We start from the raw sequence: 20,140 nt of genomic DNA, 5'->3' as shown, positions 1-20,140 counted from the left end.
TTTGCAGCCGTCTTCGTCAGCCGACTTCGTCAGTCGGCCTCGGCCAGCATGCGGGTCAGTACCGCGCGCTGCACCGGCCGTACCTCGCCGTGCAGCGCGCGCCCCTTCGCCGTGAGCGCCACGCGCACCCCGCGCCGGTCCTCGGCGCACATGGCGCGCTCGACCAGGCCGTCCTTCTCCAGGCGCCCGATCAGCCGGGACAGCGCGCTCTGGCTGAGATGGACGCGCTCGGAGATCTCCTGCACGCGGTAGGCGCAGCCACCGTCCGCCGCCGCGCCCTCCGCCAGCAGGTCCAGGACCTCGAAGTCGCTGCCGCACAGGCCGTGTCCGTGCAGCGCCCGGTCCAGCTCGCACTGGGTGCGGGCGTGCAGGGACAGGATGTCCCGCCACTGCTCCACGAGCGCCCGCTCGGCCTTGTTCGACGCCATGGCCGCACCGTAGCAGAGAAACAAGATTATTGCATCGGAATTAAATGCATTTGCATTCGATGCGTATGCATGTAGTGTCGTCGGCATGACCTCTCCGCTCACCACCCCCGCGTCCCCGTCCTCGGCGGTTCGCTGGACCCCCCGGCTGTGGGGCACCCTGCTGGTGCTCTGCGCGGCGATGTTCCTGGACGCGCTGGACGTGTCGATGGTCGGCGTCGCGCTGCCGTCCATCGGCTCCGACCTGCACCTGTCCACCTCGACGCTGCAATGGATCGTCAGCGGCTACATCCTGGGCTACGGCGGCCTGCTGCTGCTCGGCGGCCGCACCGCCGACCTGCTCGGCCGGCGTCAGGTGTTCCTCGTCGCCCTCGGTGTCTTCGCGCTCGCCTCACTGCTCGGCGGACTCGTGGACTCCGGTCCGCTGCTCATCGCCAGCCGTTTCATCAAGGGCCTGAGCGCGGCCTTCACGGCTCCGGCCGGCCTGTCGATCATCACCACGACGTTCCCGGAGGGCCCGCTGCGCAACCGTGCCCTCTCCATCTACACCACCTGCGCCGCCACCGGCTTCTCCATGGGCCTGGTGCTCTCGGGCCTGCTCACCGAGGCCAGCTGGCGCTTCACCATGCTGCTGCCCGCCCCGATCGCCCTCCTCGCGCTGCTCGCCGGCCTCCGGCTGCTGCCGCGCAGCGCCCGCGAGGAGAACCACGACGGCTACGACATCCCCGGCGCCGTCCTCGGCACCGCGGCGATGCTGCTGCTGGTGTTCACCGTCGTGCAGGCGCCCGACGCCGGCTGGGCCTCGGCCCGCACGCTGCTGTCCTTCCTGGCCGTCGCGGTGCTGCTGACCGTCTTCGTCCTGGTCGAGCGGCGCTCGCCGAGCCCGCTGATCCGGCTGGGCGTGCTGCGCTCGGGCAGCCAGGTCCGCGCCCAGCTCGGCGCGATCGCCTTCTTCGGCAGTTACGTCGGCTTCCAGTTCCTGACCACCCTGTACATGCAGTCCCTGCTCGGCTGGTCGGCGCTGCACACGGCGCTCGCGTTCCTGCCGGCGGGCGCGCTGGTGGCGGTGTCCTCCACGAAGGTCGGCGCGATCGTCGACCGGTTCGGCACCCCGCGCCTGATCGCCACCGGCTTCGCCTTCATGGTCCTCGGCTACGCGCTGTTCCTGCGGGTCGACCTCGACCCGGTGTACGCGGCCGTGATCCTGCCGTCCATGCTGCTGATCGGCGCGGCCTGCGCGCTGGTCTTCCCGTCGCTCAACATCCAGGCCACCAACGGCGTCGAGGACCACGAGCAGGGCATGGTCTCCGGTCTGCTGAACACCTCGGTGCAGGTGGGCGGCGCGATCTTCCTGGCGGTGGTCACGGCCGTGGTGACCGCGAACAGCCCCGCGCACGCCACCCCGCGGGCCGTCCTGGACAGCTACCGGCCCGGGTTCATGGTCGTCACGGGCGTCGCGGCGGCCGGTCTGCTGATCACCCTCACCGGTCTGCGCGGCCGCCGTACGCAGCGGTCCCTCGTGGTCGCCAGGTCCACCGTGGAGGAGGCTGAGGCGGAGCGCCTGGCGGTCCGCGACTAGGGGGAAGCCTCCAACAGCGCGCCCGGCGGGGCCGATTGCCCCGCCGGGCGCGCGTCTGTGAAGCTGGGGGAATGAACACATACGGGGGACGCCGCACCAGGGCACAGCAGGACGCGGCCACGGTCGAGACCGGCTACGCGCTGGTGAGCGCCGCCTTCGCGGCGGCGGTGCTGTTCGGGGCCGTGGCCGGGCCCGCGCTGCTCTTCGACCTGCCGCACCCGCTGTCCCTGGTGCTGCTCCGGCTCGGCACGGCGGTCGCACCGGTGGTGTTCGTGGCCCGGGTGATCAGCGTGCTGGTGCGCTTCCGGCAGGCGGGTCAGCCCAGCCAGCCGGGCCGTACCAACCCCGACTCGTAGGCCAGCACGACGAGTTGGGCGCGGTCCCGCGCGCCCAGCTTCACCATCGTGCGGCTCACATGGGTCTTGGCGGTGAGCGGGCTGACCACCAGCCGGCGGGCGATCTCCTCGTTGGACAGGCCGATGCCGACCAGCGCCATCACCTCCCGCTCCCGCTCGGTGAGCCGGCCGAGCGCGTCCGCCGCCGCGGGCTCCTTGGAGCGGGCGGCGAACTCGGCGATCAGCCTGCGGGTGACCCCCGGCGACAGCAGCGCGTCCCCCTGGACCACCGCCCGCACCGCGCGCAGGAGTTCGTCCGGTTCGGTGTCCTTCACCAGGAAGCCGGAGGCGCCGGAGCGGATCGCCTCGAAGACGTACTCGTCCAGCTCGAAGGTGGTGAGCATGACCACCTTCACGTCCTGCAGGTCCGCGTCGCCGGTGATCCGCCGGGTCGCGGCGAGGCCGTCCAGCAGGGGCATGCGGATGTCCATCAGGACGACGTCCGGCCGCAGTTCGCGCACCAGGCGCACCGCCTCCTCGCCGTCGGCCGCCTCCCCGGCCACCTCGATGTCCGGCTGGGCGTCGAGCAACGCCCGGAAACCGGCCCGCACGAGCGACTGGTCGTCGGCGAGCAGTACCCGGATCACTGGTCCTCCCTGGTGTGCGACGGCAGTACGGCGAGTACCCGGAAGCCGCCGTCGGGGCGCGGGCCCGCCTCGATGGTGCCACCGAGCGCGGCGGCCCTCTCGCGCATGCCGGCCAGCCCGTTGCCGCTGCCCCCGGCGTCGGCGCCGGTGGCCGGGCCGTCGTCGTCGATGCGCAGCCGCAGCGCGTCGCCGTCGTGGGCGAACCGCACGCGCGCGTGCCGCGATCCGGAGTGCCGTACGACATTGGTCAGGGCCTCCTGCACGATGCGGAAGGCGGCGAGGTCGGCGCCGGGCGGCAGCCGGGGTGGTTCACCCTCGATCTCGACGGTGAGTCCGGCAGCGGCCGCCTGTTCCACCAGCTCCGGAAGCCGGTCCAGGCCGGGGGCGGGGGTGCGCGGGGCGGCGCCGGGGGCGCGCAGGGTGTCGAGGACCTGGCGCACCTCGCCGAGCGCCTCCTTGCTGGCGGCCTTGATGGTGGTGAGCGCGGTGCGCGCCTGCTCGGGGTCGCTGTCGAGCAGGGCGAGACCCATGCCGGCCTGGACGTTGATGACGGAGATGCTGTGCGCGAGGACGTCGTGCAGCTCGCGGGCCATCCGCAGCCGTTCCTCGTCGGCGCGGCGCCGCGCGGCCTCCGCCCGGTCGGCGCGCTCCCGCGCCCACTGCTCGCGCCGCACCCGGACCAGTTCGGCCAGGGCGACCACGGCCAGCACCCAGGCGCCGATGCCGATCTCCTGATAGACGTTCCCGCCCCTGTCGCCCGCGGGCGGGAGCCGGCGGTAGAGCCACAGGGCGAGCAGGGCGTGCCCCGCCCACAGCAGGCCGAGGGCCCCCCAGGCGGCCCGCCGGTGCCCGGCGACGACCGCGCTGAAACAGCCGACGGCGACGGTCAGGAAGACCGGCCCGTAGGGGTAGCCCGCGGCCAGGTAGCCGAGGGTCGCCACCGCGGTGCCGTAGGCCACGGCCACCGGGTGCCGGTGCCGCCACAGCAGCAGGACCGAGGCGACGAGCAGCAGCAGGCGCGCGTAGCCGTCCAGGGGCACGCGATGGAGCTGGCCGTGGGCCGCGAAGTTGGTGCCGACGAGGACGAACACCGTGAGCAGCACGGTGCTGCGCCACGGCCAGTGGACCCGGAGCGGCTCCGCCTCGTCCGGGGCACTCCGCCACGGCGGCCCGTGCCACCACCACGGACCGGGGGCGCGCTGCTCTTCCATGCAGGCCACGGTAGAGGGCGACGGACGGCCCGGGCGTCAGCCGGACGCGGTGATCACCCCTACTCCCCGGGGAGTACGGGCGCCCGTCCGCTCAGTCCTCGTACCCCAGGGCGTCCACCTCGGCGGTGAAGAGCAGCTCCGGGTCGAAGCCCATGCCGGTGAAGTGGCCGGCGAGTTCCAGGGAGAGGATCCCGTGCAGCCGGGTCCAGAACGCCAGGGCCCGGCGCAGCACCGCCGGCGGGGCGGGGTGGTCGCCGGCCCAGCCGCGATGGTCCGCGAGGTGGGTCTCGAGCGCGTCGGGCGACGCGGCCCGGGGCTCGTCGGCCGCGCAGACGTCCAGCAGTGCGGCCATGATCTCCCGGGCGAGCGCGGTGGTGTCGTCCGGTGCGCGGTAGCCGGGGACGGGCGTGCCGTAGACGAGGAAGTAGCGCTGGGGATCCTCCAGCGCCCAGCGGCGCAGCTCCCGGGCCAGGCCGGACGGCCCCGCGCCCGCGTCGGCCGCGGCGCGGAAGGTGTCCGCGAGGCCGCGGTAGGCGTCCCGGACCAGTTCGGTGATCAGGTCGTCCCGCCCGGCGAAGTACCGGTACAGCGCCGGGCCGCTCATGCCCAGCTCCTTGGCGATGGCGTTGAGGGACAGCCCCGACGCGCCCGAGACGGCGATCTGTTCCCAGGCCTTCGCCTTGATCTCGGCCCGCACCTGACTGCGGTACCGCTCCCGGGGACTCGCCGCGCCTGCCGCCATCGCCTTCACGCTCCTTGCCACTGGTTTCAACCTATCACCACCGAGAGAGGCCATAACAGGCCTTTGGCTGTGACGCCTTGACACTCAAGCTAGCTATGGTCATTTTAGTTATAGCTTCTAACGCAAGCGAAGTGGCCTCTCTCGCCGCACGGCGCACCGGCACTTCTCTCCGACCCGGAGGTCGTCATGGAAAGCAAGAAACTCGTCGAGGTCGTCCTGCCGGGCACGGTCGAGCCGGAGGAGTTGCAGCTCCGGCACCGGGACGTGCCACTGCCCGGGGCCGGGCAGGTCGTGGTCCGGGTGGAGGCCACCGGGGTGTCCTTCGCCGAGCAGCAGATGCGCCGGGGCCGCTACTACGACCAGCCGCCCTTCCCGTTCGTGCCCGGCTACGACCTGGTCGGCACGGTTCTCACGGCCGGCCCCGGCGTCACACCGGGCCTGGTCGGCAAGCGGGTGGCGGCGCTGGTCAAGGTCGGCGGCTGGGCCAGTCATGTGGTGCTCGACGCGGCCGACGCGGTGGAGGTGCCCGCCGGGATCGGCGCGGCGGAGGCGGAGACGCTGGTGGTCAACGGGATCACCGCGTGGCAGATGCTGCATCGCGAGGCCCGGGTGCGCAGCGGCGGAACGGTCCTGGTCCACGGCGCCAACGGCGGTGTCGGCACGGTCCTGGTCCAGCTCGCGCGTGCGGCCGGCCTGAAGGTGATCGGCACGGCGTCCGCGCGCCACCACGAGGCACTGCGCGAACTGGGCGTCACCCCCGTCGACTACCGGACCGAGAACGTCCCGGCCCGGGTCGGTCAGCTCGCTCCCGGCGGGGTCGACGCCGTCTTCGACCACCTCGGCGGGCGCAGTGTCACCGACTCCTGGCGGCTGCTCGCCCCCGGCGGGACCCTCGTCGCCTACGGCAGCGCCACCACCCGGGACGACTCGGGCTCCAAGCAGTGGCCGGTCCTGAAGATCCTCGGCCGGGTGTGGTGGTGGAACGCGCTGCCCAACGGCCGCCGCGCCTGCTTCTTCAACGTCTGGGCGGGGCGCGCCCTGAACAAGGACCGCTTCCGGACCCGGCTGCGCGCCGACCTCACCGAGGTGTTCCGCGCCCTGGAACGCGGCGAGGTCACCGCCAGGATCGCCGCCCGGCTGCCGCTCACCGAGGTCGCGGAGGCCATGCGGCTGGCCGAGTCCGGCACGGTGACCGGGAAGGTCGTACTCGTGCCCGGCGACTAGGCGTACTCGGCCAAGAGGTCGGTGACTCGCGTCGGTTAGGTGTGGGAGGTGGCGTCGCGGGGCTGGGGGCACCTCCCGGCCAAGGCCGGGGAGGGAGGCCGACGACAGGGCCTGGACCCGAGCCCGGCCCGGTCTCCGGGCGTCACGCGCCGGCCAGTCCCACCTCCCGGGCGAGCCGGGCCGCCGCATGCCGGAAGAAGGCCTCCCGGTCCTCCACCACCCGGTGGAACTGCCCGAACAGCTCGAAGCCGACCAGCCCGAACAGCTGGGACCAGGCCGCGACCAGCGCGACGGCCGCCTCGGGGGGCAGGTCGGGTGCGAAGTCGGCCACCATGCGCTCGGCCTCGGGACGCAGCTCGGCGGGGAGGGGGAGATCGGCGAGGCCGGGATTCCGGAAGGCGTCGCGGACGATGCCGATGAGGAGCAGGCCGACGCGCGAGGCGGCCGGGACGGTGGCCTCGGGGGCGGAGTAGCCGGGCACCGGCGATCCGTAGATCAGGGCGTACTCGTGTGGATGGGCGAGTGCCCACGCCCGCACCGCCTCGCACACGGCCGTCCAGCGCCGCACGTGATCCGCGCCCGCGGCCGCCGCGTGGGCCGCCTCCGCCGCCTCGCCGAGGGAGTCGTAGGCATCGATGATCAGGGCGGTGAGCAGCTCGTCGCGGCTCGGGAAGTAGCGGTACAGCGCCGAGGAGACCATGCCCAGCTCGCGCGCGACGGCCCGCAGCGAGAGCCTGGCCGCGCCTTCCTCGCCCAGCTGTCTGCGCGCCTCTTCCTTGATGGCTGCCGTGACTTCCATCCTGGCCCTTTCGCGGGCGCCGCGTGCGGTGCTCATGCGTGCAGTGTGCCACGACCGGAGAGCAGTGCCCACAAAAGAGAGCACCGCTCTTGCTTCGGAGCACCTGTCTCCCCCACACTGGAGTCAGGCGAGAGCACCGCTCTCCAAACCGTGGGGGTCACCATGTCGACACACGTCAAGAAGCCGGGCTGGTTCACCGTCAACGTCTTCAACCGGGCGGTCGCCTGGCTCACCCGGCGCGGGATCAGCGTCTGGGGCTCCCGGGTCCTGGCGGTGCGCGGACGCAAGAGCGGTCAGTGGCGCACCACTCCGGTGAACCTGCTGACGGTGGACGGCCGGCAGTACCTCCTCGCCCCGCGCGGGCACGTCCAGTGGACCCACAACATGCGGGCGGCCGGCGGCGGCGAGCTGCGGCTGGGCAAGAACGTGGACGTCTTCACCGCCACCGAGATCGCCGACGACGACAAGGTCCCGCTGCTGCGGGCCTACCTCCGGCGCTGGAAGGCGGAGGTCGGAGTCTTCTTCGACGGCGTCGGCCCCGACTCCCCGGACGCGGACCTGCGCCGCATCGCCCCCGACCACCCGGTCTTCCAGATCACGGTCACGAACTGACCGGATGCTCGGACGGATCGGCGCTCCCGGCTGCGGACCGGCGTCGTCCCCCACAGCGGCGCGGTCCGCGCGCATCTCCCGCCGGTCCGGTCAGGATCCGGCCGGCTCCTCGGCCGGAACCGCCCGGCCCCGGTCCAGGGCGGTCAGGGCGCGCTGGGCGACGGGGTGGGTGCGGACGATCTCGCCCAGGGAGGTCGAGCCCTGGGTGATGTCCCGGAAGGCCTTCCAGGCGGGGCGGAAGCCGGTGAGGGCCGCGTGGAAGAGGCCGGGGCGCCTCTCGAACACGGTCAGCAGGCTCTTGCCGACGCTCATCTCGACGCCGAGCCCGGCCTTGATCGCGAACGCGTAGTTCAGGGCCTGGCGGCGGGCGTCCACCGCGTCGTGCGCCTCGGCGATGCGCACCGCCCACTCCCCCGCGAGCCGGCCCGAGCGCAGCGCGAAGGAGATGCCCTCGCGGGTCCAGGGCTCGAGCAGCCCGGCCGCGTCACCGCAGACCAGCACCCGGCCCCGGGACAGCGGCGAGTCGTCGGCGCGGCAGCGGGTCAGATGCCCGGAGGAGATGGCCGGCTCGAAGCCGGCCAGGCCCAGCCGGGCGGTGAAGTCCTCCAAGTACCGCTTGGTGGCGGCGCCTTCACCGCGCGCGGAGATCACACCGACCGTCAGGGTGTCGCCCTTGGGGAACACCCAGCCGTAACTGCCCGGCATCGGGCCCCAGTCGATGAGCACCCGCCCCTTCCAGTCCTCGGCGACGGACTCCGGCACCGGGATCTCCGCCTCCAGACCGAGGTCCACCTGGGCCGGCTTCACCCCGACATGCGCTCCTATGCGGCTGGCGCTGCCGTCGGCGCCGACGACCGCGCGGGCCAGCACCGTCTCGCCGCCCTGGAGGACCACGGCGACCGTGCGCCGGTCGGGGACCGCCGTACCGTGCTGCTCGACCCGCTGCACCGTGACGCCCGTACGCAGCCGGGCGCCCGCCTGCTGGGCGTGCTCGACGAGCTGCTGGTCGAACTCCGGCCGGTTGATCAGACCGAACAGCATCTGCTTGGAGCGGCGGGTGCGGGTGAAGCGGCCGTTGTTCGAGAACGTCACCGCGTGCACCCGGTCACGGAAGGGCAGCTCGAAGCCGGGCGGCAGCGCGTCGCGCGAGGGTCCGATGATCCCGCCGCCGCAGGTCTTGTAGCGCGGCAGCTCGGCCTTCTCCAGCAACAGCACGCGGCGTCCCGCGACCGCCGCCGCGTAGGCGGCCGAGGCCCCCGCGGGTCCCGCGCCCACCACGACGACGTCCCACACCCTCTGCACGTCGTCCGCCGAAGAGTTCTCGCCGCTCACGTTGGTCTACCGCTCCGATCAAGCCGCTGCCGTGGTGTCCCCCGCATCCTACGGCGGCGGTCGTCGCAGGCCACTGTGGGAGTATCGGGTTACCTACCCTGTTCAACCTGTGCAACGTCGCACCCACGAGGAGCGTGCCCATGTCGTCGAATCCGGTCGCCGAGACCGTCGCCTCGCTGATGCCCCGGGCGAAGGCGGAACTGGCCGAGCTGGTGGCCTTCAAGTCGGTGGCGGACTTCACCCAGTTCCCGAGGAGCGAGAGCGAGGCCGCCGCGAGCTGGGTCGCCGACGCGCTGCGCGCCGAGGGATTCGTCGACGTGGCCCTGCTGGACACCCCGGACGGCACGCAGTCCGTCTACGGCTACCTGCCGGGCCCGGAGGGTGCGAAAACGGTTCTGCTGTACGCGCACTACGATGTGCAGCCCCCGCTGGACGAGGCCGCGTGGACCACCCCGCCGTTCGAGCTGACCGAGCGCGACGGCCGCTGGTACGGGCGCGGGGCCGCCGACTGCAAGGGCGGCGTGATCATGCACCTGCTCGCCCTGCGCGCCCTGAAGGCGAACGGCGGCGTCCCGGTCAACGTCAAGGTGATCGCCGAGGGCTCGGAGGAGCAGGGCACGGGCGGCCTGGAGCGCTACGCCGAGGAGCACCCGGAGCTGCTGGAGGCCGACACCATCGTGATCGGCGACGCGGGCAACTTCCGCGTCGGCCTGCCGACGGTCACCACCACCCTGCGCGGCATGACCCTGGTCCGGGTGCGGATCGACACCCTCGCGGGCAATCTGCACTCCGGCCAGTTCGGCGGTGCGGCCCCGGACGCGCTCGCCGCGCTGATCAGGGTCATGGACTCGCTGCGCGCCGAGGACGGCTCGACGACGGTCGACGGTCTCGACGCCACGGGGACCTGGGACGGCCTGGAGTACACCGAGGAGCAGTTCCGCGCCGACGCCAAGGTGCTCGACGGGGTCGGGCTGATCGGCGACGGCTCGGTCGCCGACCGCCTCTGGGCCCGCCCGGCCGTCACCGTCCTCGGCATCGACTGCCCGCCGGTCGTCGGTGCCACCCCGTCCGTGCACTCCAGCGCCCGCGCGCTGATCAGCCTGCGGGTGCCGCCGGGGGTGGACGCGGCGGAGGCGACCAAGCTGCTCCAGGAGCACATCCAGGCCCACACTCCCTGGGGCGCCCGGGTCACCACCGAGCAGATCGGCCAGGGCCAGGCCTTCCGCGCCGACGCCACCAGCCCCGCCTACCAGGCGATGGCCGACGCGATGGCGGTCGCCTACCCGGGCGAGACGATGCAGTACGCCGGTGAGGGCGGCTCCATCCCGCTGTGCAACACCCTCGCCGGCCTGTACCCGCAGGCGGAGATCCTGCTCATCGGCCTGAGCGAGCCGGAGGCGCAGATCCACGCGGTCAACGAGAGCGTGTCCCCGCAGGAGCTGGAGCGGCTGTCGGTCGCCGAGGCGCTGTTCCTGCGCAACTACGCGGCGGGCTGAGCCCTTCTGCCGTCGGCAGAGCGCCCCCGCCCACCGGCGGGGGCGCCGCCCACGGTCGGCGCATGGACGTCATCGAGCTTCTCCCCCGGCTCCGTCTCCTGCGTTTCCCCGTCGGACAGGCCTGTCTCTGGTGCGACGACGAGGAGTTGACGCTGATCGACGCGGGCACGGTCGGCGCCGGGCGCGCCATCGCCGAGGCGGTCGGGCGGCTGGGGCGCGCACCGGGGGACGTACGGCGGATCGTGCTGACCCACTTCCACGAGGACCACGCGGGCGGGGCGGGCGAGTTCGCCGCGCTCAGCGGCGCCGAGGTGCTGGCGCACCACCTGGACGCGCCGATCGTACGAGGTGAACTCCCGGGCCCGCCCCCGCGGTTCGAGGACTGGGAGGTGCCGATCCACGCGGCCGTGGTCCAGCACCTCCCCGACGGTGCGCCGGTGCCGCCCGCCGCGGTCACCGGCGTGTCGGACGGCGACCTTCTGGACTTCGGCGGGGGCGCCCGGGTGAGCCACGTGCCGGGGCACACCGACGGCGGCATCGCGCTGTTCCTGCCCGAGGCGGGCGTGCTGTTCACCGGGGACACGGTGGCGGCCTCGCCGGTCGACCGGTCGGTGAGGCCGGGGGTGTTCAACCTCGACCGACCCCAACTCCTCACCTCGCTCAGGCGGTTGGCGGAGCTGGAGGCGGACGTGGCGTGCTTCGGGCACGGAGACCCGGTCGTGGGCGGCGCCGCTGGCGCTCTGCGCGAGGCGGAGGGCGCCCGCTGATCGCACGGCCACCGGCGACCGGCTCAGCCGACCGGCACCCCGGCCTCCAGATACAGCGCTGTACCGCGCTCGCGGGCCCGCAGCGCCCAGCGCAGCCGCTCGTAGCGGACCGGCGGCAGCATCCCGGCGGCCTCCTGCTCGGTGGCGAAGCGCCAGCCGCGCAGCTCCGGTCCCGGCAGCAGCACCCGGGAGGCCTCGCCGGACTCCAGCCGGCCGCCGTCGAACAGCAGCCGCAGCCCGCCGAAGCCGGGCGGCACCGGCCGCTCCCAGTCCACGACCAGCAGCCGGGGCACCTCCCGCAGCCGTATCCCGGTCTCCTCGGCGACCTCGCGCATCCCCGCGCGGGCCGGTGCCTCGCCGCGCTCCACCACACCCCCGGGGAACTCCCAGCCGGGCTTGTAGGTGGGGTCCACGAGGAGCACCCGGTCCTGCTCGTCGAAGAGCAGCACCCCGGCGGCGAGGGTCTCGGCGGTCGGCTCGGGGGTCTGCACGATGTCGCAGGGCGGTACGGCACCGCTGCCGACGGCGTCGGCGATACGGACGGCGGTGGCGTACGGGGTGAGGGCGCTGGTGTCCACGAGGTGGGCGTCGGCGGTGAGCCAGGAGGCGAGCGCGGCGCGGTAGGGCTCGATGTGGTCGTAGGCCCACTGCCGAGTCCGGATCTCCCCGTCGGGCAGGTCCGGCGGCACCTCCCGGCCGGCTATCCGCTCGCGCAGGATCGTTTCGGCCGGGGCCAGGAGCAGATGGTGCACGGATATCCTGCGGGCCGCGAGGCCGCCGAAGATCTCGTCGCGGTACTCCTGGCGGAGCAGGGTCATCGGCACCACGAGGGTCCCGCCCAGCTCCGCGAGCAGCGCGGCCGCCGTGTCGACCACGAGCCGGCGCCAGATCGGCAGGTCCTGGAAGTCACCGACCTCGGCGAGCCGCTTGGCCGGCAGCAGGTGCGTGAGCCCCGCGCCGATGACCTCGGGGTCGAAGAGCGTGCTGTTCGGGATCAGCTCGATCAGCTCCCGTGCGGTGGTGGTCTTCCCCGCACCGAACGCGCCGTTGATCCAGACGACGGTCACGGACTCCCCCTCTTGTGTTGGCCCCCTGTGGCTTGCCCGCTCCACCCTGCCACGGAAACCCCGGCCCGGTGAGGGCGCCGGAACGGCGGTGCCGGTGCCCCCGAGGACCGGGGACACCGGCACGCGCGCCGTGGGCCGCCGGGCCTACTGCTGCCCGTGGGGCTGGTCGTCGAAGGTGAAACCGTCCAGGGTGACCGGGTGGCCGCCGGCCGAGTCGAGCGTGTCCGAGACGTTCAGGCCGTCGACGGGCAGCCCGGTGGACACCTTGTCCGCCGCGTGGGAGGGGGTGACGGCGGCCACGACGAATCCGGTGGCCAGGGTGGCGATGGCGAGCATGCTGCGCTTCTTCATGCGCTGATCAACTGCCGAGGGGGCCAGGGGTCACGCGGATACCTGCGAGCGGACGAGCAAGGGGTACCGGCCGGGCGGGGAGCCGGGTCGGGGACGGACTGCTCGGCCCGAGCGCGTCATGTGCCCGCCATCGCCCGTCGACCAGGCCCGGGCGGAGCGGGCAGCCGCCCATCACCGTGTACTGACAAGGCTGTTCGCGGCGCCGTAAAGCTGCCGGCCCTGCCGAAATCCGCTGGTCCGCTTCTCGGTGCGCCCGGTAACGTCCGACGTCCCGACCTGCCCGCCGGCCACGACAGGCCCCGACCGGAGAGACCGACATGACCAGCCGGCCCCTGACGACGACCCTCTGGCGCCCGACGGGCCCCGGGGAACTGGAGCTGGTCCGCGCGCTCGACTGGCGGGCCTGGCCGCCGCGGCTCCCGGAGCAGCCGATCTTCTACCCGGTCCTCAACGAGGACTACGCGATCCGCATCGCCCGGGACTGGAACGTCAAGCACGACGGCGCCGGTTTCGTCACCCGGTTCGAGGTCGACACGGAGTTCCTCGCCCGGTATCCGGTCCGGCAGGCCGGTGGCGAGACGATCCTCGAACTGTGGGTCCCGGCCGAGGAGTTGGACGAGTTCAACGCCCATGTCGTCGGACGGATCGAAGTCGTGCGGGAGTTCCGGTGAACCCCGCCGCGCACCGCGTGGGCGAACGCGTCGAGGACGTCGTACGCTCGGGCGACCGGCTCGTACGGGCCGCGGCCGGCCTGTCCGACGCCGGGCTGCTGGCCCCGTCGGGGCTGCCGGGATGGACGCGCGGCCAGGTGCTCGCCCACGTCGCCCACAGCGTCGACGCCTATGTCTGGCTGCTGCGGCTCGCGCACACCGGCCGCGCACCGGGGCCGCGCGCGGACGCGGCGACGCTGTCGGCCGCGATCGAGCGGGACGCGGCGCTGTCCGCCGGGCGGCTCGCGACCCTGCTGCGCGAGAGCCTGGACCGGTTCGCGGCGCAGGCGCGCGCGTTGCCCGCCCCCGCCTGGGACCGTCTGGTGCCCGCGCTGGCCGGCTGGCGGCACCCCGCCCGGTACCTCCTGCTGCGCTGCCTGCGGGAGCTGGAGACGCATCACCTCGACCTGGGCGTCGGCCACGGCACCGCGCAGTGGCCCGACAGCTATGTCTCCTGGGCGCTGGACGACACCCTCACCACGCTGCGGATCCAGGGCTTTCCGCTGGCCTCGGTGGCGGCCGTGGATCTCGGCCGGCGCTGGTCCATGGCGACGGAGGGACCCTCGGTCGCCGGGGCCGGGCACCAGGTGCTCGGCTGGCTCAGCGGACGAACCCCCGCCGGCGTGCTGACGATCGGCGGTCCGGCCCCTGCGCTCCCCGACCCGCCCGCGTGGCCGCAGCCGCCGCTGCCCGGCTGGGGCCGCGTCGACGACGAGGCGTGAACGCCGGAAGCGAACACATCCGAACACCGGACAGTGGTCAAGGAGCCAAACCATCCTGTCGTCAAGCCCTCTGACGGGATCTGAGGGGACATCGAGCGGTCGGGTCACACCTCTTCCAACAGAGTCAGACACGTCCTACCGTAATCGCGCACAGCTGACACCCATATGACGCCCAGGCACCGCCCTGCCGTCAGCCACCTTTCGCGAGTCGGGAGGAACGTCAACGATGCGTCACCCTCACACCGGCACACCCCGCACCACCCGCACCACCCGCCGAAGAGTCGTCGGAGCACTCACCGCGGGCCTGCTGTGCGCGGCGGGCCTCGCCGGCCCCGCGCTGGCGGCCCCCACCCAGGACCCGGCGGCCCCGGCGGCCCCCGCCCTGGCCGACGGTCTCGCCCTCACCCCGCCCATGGGCTTCAACAACTGGAACTCCACCCACTGTCGCGCCGACTTCGACGAGAGCATGGTCAAGGGCATCGCCGACCTCTTCGTGGCCAAGGGCCTGAAGGACGCCGGCTACCAGTACGTCAACCTGGACGACTGCTGGGCCCTGCCGCAGCGCGACGCCGCCGGAAAGCTGGTGCCCGACCCGGCCCGCTTCCCGAACGGCATCAAGGCCGTCGCCGACTACGTCCACTCCAAGGGCCTCAAACTCGGCATCTACACCAGCGCCGGCACCAAGACCTGCAACAGCGCGGGCTTTCCCGGCGCGCTCGGCCACGAGTACAGCGACGCGCGGCAGTTCGCCGACTGGGGCGTGGACTACCTGAAGTACGACAACTGCAACAACCAGGGTGTCGACGCCAAGCAGCGGTACACGACCATGCGCGACGCGCTCAAGGCGACCGGGCGGCCCATCGTCTACAGCATCTGCGAGTGGGGCGAGAACAAACCCTGGCAGTGGGCGTCGGGCGTCGGTCATCTGTGGCGCACCACGGGCGACATCAGCGACAGCTGGGGCTCGATGCTGTCCATCCTGAAGCAGAACCTGCCGCTCGCGCCGTACGCGGGACCCGGCCACTGGAACGACCCCGACATGCTGGAGGTCGGCAACGGCGGCATGACGGACACCGAGTACCGCTCGCACTTCTCCCTCTGGTCGGTCATGGCCGCGCCGCTGCTGATCGGCACCGACCTGCGCAAGGCCTCACCCGCGACCTTCGGCATCCTGGCCAACAAGGAGGTCGTCGCCGTCGACCAGGACCCGCTGGGCAAGCAGGGGACGGTCGTCTCCTCGGCGGGCGGGCGCTGGGTGATCGCCAAGGAGATGAAGGACGGCAGCCGCGCCGTGGCCCTGTTCAACGAGTCCGGGACCGCCCAGCGGATCGCCACCACCGCGGCCGCCGTCGGCCTTCCCGACGCCTCCGCGTACACACTGCGGGACCTGTGGGAGCACAGGAGCTACAACACCGCCGGCACCATCGCGGCGGCCGTCCCCGCCCACGGCACGGTCCTGCTGCGCGTCTCGGCCGACTCCCACTGGGCCGCGTATCCACCCGCCGCCGAACTGGGCCTGGACGGCAGCCCGTTGGTGGCGGCGGGGACGCCGGCCACGCTGACCAGCACGGTGACCGACCTCGGCCGCACCGCCGCGCGGCAGGTGTCCGTGTCCCTGACCGGCCCCGACGGGTGGACCGTACGGCCCACATCGCCGACTTCGGCCCCCGCCCTCGGCACCGGCGGCACCCTGCGTACCGGCTGGAGCGTCACCGCACCGCCCGGAACGGCGACCGGGTCATACGGCCTCACTCTCCAGGCGCGCTATCTCTCACCGTCCGGCCAAGGCGTCACCAGCACCCTTCCGTTGACCGCGTCCGTCGTCGTCCGGCCGCCCGCCGGGACGTCGTACCTCAGCGACCTGCCCTGGTTGTCGGCGACCAGCGGCTGGGGGCCGGTGGAACGCGACACCAGCAACGGGGAGAGCGCCGCGGGTGACGGTCACCCGATCACCATCGGCGGCACCGTGTACGCCAAGGGCCTCGGCGTCCACGCCCCGAGCGACGTCTCGTTCTACACCGGCAAGGCCTGCGACAAGGTCACCGCGGACGTCGGCGTCGACGACGAGAAGGGCGCGAAGGGAACCGTCACCTTCGAGATCTGGGCCGACGGCACGAAGGTCGCCTCGACCGGCGTCCTGACCAACACGATGCCGGCCCAGCCGCTCACCGCCGGCATCACCGGCGCCCAGGTGATCGACCTGGTCGTCACCGACGCGGGAGACGGCAACGACTCCGACCACGCGGACTGGGCGAAGGTACAGGTGAGTTGCTGAGCGGCAGAAGCGCCGTTGCCCTGTGGGCCGTCTGCCGGGTGCGGGTGTGTGGTGGGCTGGTCGCGCAGTTCGCCGCGCCCCTGGGGAGTTGCAGCCGCCGCACCCGCATGCGCGCCGTGGCTCCACCCAACCCCGGCTCACACCCCCGCCGTGGCGTCCGGCCTCCGCGCCAGCGCTGCCGCCGCCGCGCCGACCAGTCCCGCGTCCGTGCCCATCTGCGCCGGCACGACCGTCAGCCGCTGGACGAAGGAGAGGGTCGCGTAGTCGGTGAGCGCCTTGCGCAGGGGCGTGAGGAGGATGTCGCCCGCCTTGCCGACGCCGCCGCCGATCACGGCGATGTCGATCTCGACCAGGGTCGCGGTGGCCGCGATGCCGGCGGCGAGCGCCTGCGCGGCCCGCTCGAAGGAGGCCACGGCGACCGGGTCGCCCTCGCGGGCGGCGGCGGCCACGGCGGCGGCGGAGGTGTCGCCGTCGGGGCCGGGCCGCCAGCCCTGCTCCAGGGCCCGGCGGGCGATGTTCGGGCCGCTCGCGATCCGTTCCACACAGCCGCGCGAGCCGCACGGGCACGGGTCGCCGTCGAGATCGACGCTGATGTGGCCGATGTGACCGGCGTTGCCGGTCGGCCCGGGGTGCAGCCGCCCGTTCAGGACCAGGCCGCCGCCCACCCCGGTCGACACCACCATGCACAGCGCGTTGTCGTGGCCGCGCGCGGCCCCCTGCCAGTGCTCGGCCGCCGTGATCGCGACGCCGTCGCCGATGAGCTCGACCGGCAGCCCGCCGGCGGCCGCGCGCACCCGCTCGACCAGGGGGAAGTCCCGCCAGCCCGGCACGTTCACCGGACTGACCGTGCCCGCCGAGGCGTCCACCGGGCCGGCGCTGCCGATGCCGAGGGCGCCGGCACGGTCCCACAGCGGTGACCCGGCGAGCTCGGCGAGCACGTCCTCGACGGCCCCCATGACCGTCTCGCCGTCCTGCTGGGCGGGCGTGCCGCGCTGGGCCCGGGCAAGTATCCGTCCGTCGCCGTCCACCAGCGCGCCGGCGATCTTGGTACCGCCGATGTCCAGGGCCGCCACGAGGTCGGTGTGCATCAGAGTCAGACTCCCCGTTGAAGCTTGCAAACCAAGAAAAGGAGGCCGGTCAAGCGGTGGGGGCGCAGGCCGGGGACAGCGCTGGACAGTGTCTCTCGCAGCTGACAACGTTGTCCAGGCTCTATGCTCGACGCCACATCCTCATACAAACCGAGGATCGACGCACCATCCCGTTGACAAGTCGGACAAGTCGTACGACAGGACAGGACCCCGCATCGTGCCCGAGACCACCCGCCGCACAGACAGCCTTTCCGGGACCCGTTACGGCAACCGCCCGACCATGAAGGACGTGGCGGCGCGGGCCGGTGTGGGCCTGAAGACGGTCTCCCGGGTGGTCAACGGCGAGCCCGGCGTCACCCCGGACACCGAGCGCCGGGTGCAGGAGGCGATCGACGCGCTGGGCTTCCGCCGCAACGACAGCGCCCGGGTGCTGCGCAAGGGCCGTACGGCGAGCATCGGCCTGGTCCTGGAGGACCTCGCCGACCCCTTCTACGGCCCGCTCAGCCGCGCCGTGGAGGAGGTGGCCCGGGCCCACGGCGCCCTGCTGATCAACGGCTCCAGCGCCGAGGACCCGGAGCGCGAGCAGGAATTGGCGCTGGCCCTGTGCGCCCGGCGGGTGGACGGTCTGGTGGTGATCCCGGCCGGGGACGACCACCGCTATCTCGAACCGGAGATCAGGGCGGGCGTGGCGACGGTGTTCGTGGACCGTCCGGCCGGGCGCATCGACGCCGACGTGGTCCTCTCCGACAACTACGGCGGTGCCCGGGGCGGCGTCGCCCATCTGATCGCGCACGGCCACCGCCGGATCGGCTTCATCGGCGACATGCCGCGCATCCACACCGCCGCCGAGCGGCTGCGCGGCTACCGGGCGGCCATGGAGGACGCGGGGATACCGGTGGAGGACGCCTGGATGTCCCTCGGGCAGACGAACCCGGAGCGGGTGCGCCGGGCGGCGGAGGAGATGCTCTCCGGGCCCCACCCCGTCACCGCGATCTTCGCGGGCAACAACCGGGTGACCGTCACCGTGATCCGGGTGCTCGCCGAGCAGTCGCGGCGGGTCGCCCTCGTCGGCTTCGACGACATCGAACTGGCCGATCTGCTCCAGCCGGGTGTCACGGTCGTCGCCCAGGACGCGGCCGCCCTCGGCCGTACCGCCGCCGAGCGGCTGTTCCGTCAGCTGGACGGCAGCCTCGTCGCACCGGAGCGCATCGAACTGCCCACCCGGCTGATCACGCGCGGCTCGGGCGAGCTGCCGCCGGCCGACTGAGCCGCCCGTGACCGGCCGCACCCTGGCGGAGCTCGGCCTCGCCGGCGCTCCCCGCGACCATCCGCTGACCTACCCCGGCGCCTGGCCCGCCGACTCCGGGCTGCTGCGCGGCGACCGGATGCTGCCGCTGGAGCGCCTGGTGTACGACGACCGGGTGCCGGTGCTCGCCGTCGGCTCCAACGCCTGTCCCGGTCAACTGCGGCACAAGATGGACGAGTTCGGGATCGACTCGCCCGTGCCGATGGTGCGGTCGCGGGTGTCCGGGCTCGACGTGGGCGTCTCGGCGCACGTCAGCCGCCTGGGCTATGTCTCCGCGTCCCCCGTCAGGTCACCGCGCTCGTTACGGGAGTTGTTCGTCATCTGGCTGGACCGTCCGCAGCTGGAGGTGATCGACGCCAGCGAGCCGCACTTCCGGCGGGCCTGGCTGCCCGCGCCCGAGGTGCGGATCGAGCTGCCGGACGGTTCCGGGCTGACCGGTGCGTACGCCTACGTCAACCGGCACGGCGTGCTGCACAACGGAAGCGGTGCGCCGCGCCCGCATCCCGGCGACCAGCGCGCCCTGCTCGGCGAACTCCTCGTGGGATCGGCTCCGTTGCGCGAGCTGTTCGGGGTCACGCCGGAGGAGTTCTGCGCGCGGGCCCGCCGGGACCCCGGGCTCTGCGCACGGGGCACCCGGCTGTTCGCCGAGCAGAAGTGGGTAACGGAGTCGGGTCTCGAGCCGTACGCCGACGGTCAGCAGGCCGGGAGCCCGGGCACCGGCTGGTCGTTGTTCCCGCCCTTGAGGTAGACGTCACTGACGTAGACGCCGGTGTTGCCGCTGTCGTCGTCGGTCTTGGCCCACCACACGTTCGTCCACCGGCCGTAGGTCTCCCGGCGGCCCAGGTTCGCCTGGCAGTAGAAGTAGTCCGTGCCCGCGTTCAAGGTCCCGGCCGCGGTGCCGGAGGCGGTGTAGGACGCGGCGGTGCGCCAGACCTCGCAGTCGTACTTGCCGCCGCCGAGCGACCGGCAGGCTGCCGCCGGAGCGGAGGTGGTCCCCGAACTGCCGGTCGGGCCCGGGGCGGTGGAGGGGTGGTCCGGTGCCGGGGCGGAGGCGGAGGCGGGCGAGGACGGCTCGGTGTGACCCGCGCCCCTCGCCGTCCCGCTGGGCGCGGCGCTCTTCCCGCCGCCCCCGCGCGACTTCCCCGGCTGCGGGGACCGCGCGGTGCCGGCCCGTTCCGTGGCCGCGGCCGGGGAGCGGGACGCGGCCGGCGCCGAGTCGGTCTTCGGCGTTCCCTGGTCGCGCACCAGGGCCACGGTGACCCCGGCCAGCGCGAGGACGACGGCGCCGGCCCCGGCGGCGAGCAGGGCGCGGCCCTTGCGGCGGGAGGAACCCGGTGGGGTGCCCATGGACCCGGTGGGGGCACCGGACGGCAAGGCGGACCCCGGCCCGGTGGGAACGCCGGGAGCCCCGGCGGAGCAAGGCACCGAGGCCACCGGAGCACCGGCCGGAGC

General features: G+C 73.3%; 21 protein-coding genes. 11 read left to right on the top strand and 10 right to left on the bottom strand.

Annotation, left to right across the window (positions count from 1 at the left end):
- Positions 1-29 precede the first annotated feature (29 nt).
- Positions 30-428, bottom strand: a complete 399-nt coding sequence (locus ABB07_RS34010) for a MarR family winged helix-turn-helix transcriptional regulator (protein WP_208902306.1) — start codon at positions 426-428, stop codon at positions 30-32.
- A gap of 85 nt (positions 429-513) precedes the next feature.
- On the opposite strand from ABB07_RS34010, the gene ABB07_RS34005 reads away from it, so the two are divergent.
- Together ABB07_RS34005 and ABB07_RS34000 are read left to right on the top strand one after the other, a co-directional pair.
- Complete coding sequence (locus tag ABB07_RS34005; protein WP_208902305.1) at positions 514-2,004, top strand: MFS transporter; 1,491 nt, start codon at positions 514-516, stop codon at positions 2,002-2,004.
- Between the two features lie 71 nt (positions 2,005-2,075).
- Entirely contained in the window at positions 2,076-2,360 is a 285-nt protein-coding gene (locus tag ABB07_RS34000; RefSeq protein WP_208902304.1) for a DUF6332 family protein, read from the top strand.
- Here ABB07_RS34000 and ABB07_RS33995 read toward each other — a convergent pair.
- The 3 genes from ABB07_RS33995 to ABB07_RS33985 all read right to left on the bottom strand — a co-directional run bounded on the left by ABB07_RS33995 (position 2,321) and on the right by ABB07_RS33985 (position 4,939).
- On the bottom strand, positions 2,321-2,986 hold the full coding sequence (locus tag ABB07_RS33995) for a response regulator transcription factor (protein WP_208902303.1): 666 nt from the start codon (positions 2,984-2,986) through the stop codon (positions 2,321-2,323). The two genes, ABB07_RS34000 and ABB07_RS33995, sit on opposite strands and share 40 nt — an antisense overlap.
- Positions 2,983-4,206 carry a sensor histidine kinase gene (locus ABB07_RS33990; protein WP_425264782.1) on the bottom strand — a complete coding sequence of 408 codons (1,224 nt, stop codon included), beginning with the start codon at positions 4,204-4,206 and terminating at the stop codon, positions 2,983-2,985. Before ABB07_RS33990 ends, ABB07_RS33995 begins: the two co-directional genes overlap by 4 nt.
- Before the next feature lie 82 nt (positions 4,207-4,288).
- Positions 4,289-4,939, bottom strand: a complete 651-nt coding sequence (locus ABB07_RS33985; RefSeq protein ID WP_208902301.1) for a TetR/AcrR family transcriptional regulator — start codon at positions 4,937-4,939, stop codon at positions 4,289-4,291.
- A gap of 186 nt (positions 4,940-5,125) precedes the next feature.
- Here ABB07_RS33985 and ABB07_RS33980 point away from each other — a divergent pair, with 186 nt between their 5' ends.
- Complete coding sequence (locus ABB07_RS33980; protein WP_208902300.1) at positions 5,126-6,163, top strand: medium chain dehydrogenase/reductase family protein; 1,038 nt, start codon at positions 5,126-5,128, stop codon at positions 6,161-6,163.
- Between the two features lie 142 nt (positions 6,164-6,305).
- Here ABB07_RS33980 and ABB07_RS33975 read toward each other — a convergent pair whose 3' ends face one another.
- Complete coding sequence (locus tag ABB07_RS33975) at positions 6,306-6,998, bottom strand: TetR/AcrR family transcriptional regulator (protein ID WP_208902299.1); 693 nt, start codon at positions 6,996-6,998, stop codon at positions 6,306-6,308.
- Positions 6,999-7,124: 126 nt separating this feature from the next.
- Between ABB07_RS33975 and ABB07_RS33970 the strand changes: the two genes are divergently transcribed.
- Positions 7,125-7,574 (top strand): nitroreductase family deazaflavin-dependent oxidoreductase, encoded by a 450-nt coding sequence (locus ABB07_RS33970; RefSeq protein WP_208902298.1) that lies wholly within the window; start codon positions 7,125-7,127, stop codon positions 7,572-7,574.
- Positions 7,575-7,664: 90 nt separating this feature from the next.
- On the opposite strand, the gene ABB07_RS33965 is transcribed toward ABB07_RS33970, so the two are convergent.
- Entirely contained in the window at positions 7,665-8,906 is a 1,242-nt protein-coding gene (locus tag ABB07_RS33965) for a geranylgeranyl reductase family protein (protein ID WP_208902297.1), read from the bottom strand.
- 140 nt (positions 8,907-9,046) lie between these two features.
- On the opposite strand from ABB07_RS33965, the gene ABB07_RS33960 reads away from it, so the two are divergent.
- Positions 9,047-10,402 carry a dipeptidase gene (locus tag ABB07_RS33960; RefSeq protein ID WP_208902296.1) on the top strand — a complete coding sequence of 452 codons (1,356 nt, stop codon included), beginning with the start codon at positions 9,047-9,049 and terminating at the stop codon, positions 10,400-10,402.
- Positions 10,403-10,464: 62 nt separating this feature from the next.
- On the top strand, positions 10,465-11,169 hold the full coding sequence (locus tag ABB07_RS33955) for an MBL fold metallo-hydrolase (RefSeq protein WP_208902295.1): 705 nt from the start codon (positions 10,465-10,467) through the stop codon (positions 11,167-11,169).
- A 23-nt stretch (positions 11,170-11,192) separates the two neighbouring features.
- Here ABB07_RS33955 and ABB07_RS33950 read toward each other — a convergent pair whose 3' ends face one another.
- Entirely contained in the window at positions 11,193-12,236 is a 1,044-nt protein-coding gene (locus ABB07_RS33950; RefSeq protein ID WP_208902294.1) for an NUDIX hydrolase, read from the bottom strand.
- A gap of 144 nt (positions 12,237-12,380) precedes the next feature.
- Positions 12,381-12,587 carry a hypothetical protein gene (locus tag ABB07_RS33945; RefSeq protein ID WP_244189601.1) on the bottom strand — a complete coding sequence of 69 codons (207 nt, stop codon included), beginning with the start codon at positions 12,585-12,587 and terminating at the stop codon, positions 12,381-12,383.
- Positions 12,588-12,904: 317 nt separating this feature from the next.
- On the opposite strand from ABB07_RS33945, the gene ABB07_RS33940 reads away from it, so the two are divergent.
- The 3 genes from ABB07_RS33940 to ABB07_RS33930 all read left to right on the top strand — a co-directional run bounded on the left by ABB07_RS33940 (position 12,905) and on the right by ABB07_RS33930 (position 16,294).
- Positions 12,905-13,258, top strand: coding sequence for an ADP-ribosylation/crystallin J1 (locus tag ABB07_RS33940; RefSeq protein WP_208902293.1), 354 nt, complete (start codon positions 12,905-12,907; stop codon positions 13,256-13,258).
- A complete protein-coding gene (locus ABB07_RS33935) occupies positions 13,255-14,019 on the top strand; it encodes a maleylpyruvate isomerase family mycothiol-dependent enzyme (protein WP_244189600.1) in 765 nt (254 codons plus the stop codon). Before ABB07_RS33940 ends, ABB07_RS33935 begins: the two co-directional genes overlap by 4 nt.
- Positions 14,020-14,245: 226 nt before the next feature.
- Positions 14,246-16,294 carry an NPCBM/NEW2 domain-containing protein gene (locus tag ABB07_RS33930; RefSeq protein WP_208902292.1) on the top strand — a complete coding sequence of 683 codons (2,049 nt, stop codon included), beginning with the start codon at positions 14,246-14,248 and terminating at the stop codon, positions 16,292-16,294.
- A 137-nt stretch (positions 16,295-16,431) separates the two neighbouring features.
- Here the strand turns inward: ABB07_RS33930 and ABB07_RS33925 are convergent, their stop codons facing one another.
- On the bottom strand, positions 16,432-17,382 hold the full coding sequence (locus ABB07_RS33925) for an ROK family protein (RefSeq protein ID WP_208902291.1): 951 nt from the start codon (positions 17,380-17,382) through the stop codon (positions 16,432-16,434).
- Between the two features lie 217 nt (positions 17,383-17,599).
- Here ABB07_RS33925 and ABB07_RS33920 point away from each other — a divergent pair, with 217 nt between their 5' ends.
- The gene (locus ABB07_RS33920; RefSeq protein WP_208902290.1) at positions 17,600-18,649 is read left to right on the top strand and encodes a LacI family DNA-binding transcriptional regulator; all 1,050 of its coding nucleotides are present in this window, start codon (positions 17,600-17,602) and stop codon (positions 18,647-18,649) included.
- A gap of 7 nt (positions 18,650-18,656) precedes the next feature.
- The gene (locus ABB07_RS33915; RefSeq protein WP_208902289.1) at positions 18,657-19,436 is read left to right on the top strand and encodes a hypothetical protein; all 780 of its coding nucleotides are present in this window, start codon (positions 18,657-18,659) and stop codon (positions 19,434-19,436) included.
- On the opposite strand, the gene ABB07_RS33910 is transcribed toward ABB07_RS33915, so the two are convergent.
- The gene (locus tag ABB07_RS33910; RefSeq protein ID WP_208902288.1) at positions 19,382-20,035 is read right to left on the bottom strand and encodes a hypothetical protein; all 654 of its coding nucleotides are present in this window, start codon (positions 20,033-20,035) and stop codon (positions 19,382-19,384) included. The two genes, ABB07_RS33915 and ABB07_RS33910, sit on opposite strands and share 55 nt — an antisense overlap.
- Positions 20,036-20,140 lie beyond the last annotated feature (105 nt).

The organism is Streptomyces incarnatus (assembly GCF_001027185.1).
Taxonomy (GTDB): domain Bacteria; phylum Actinomycetota; class Actinomycetes; order Streptomycetales; family Streptomycetaceae; genus Streptomyces; species Streptomyces puniciscabiei.
Note: the sequence above shows the minus strand (reverse complement) of the source record. Positions and strands in the feature narration are given on the sequence as shown.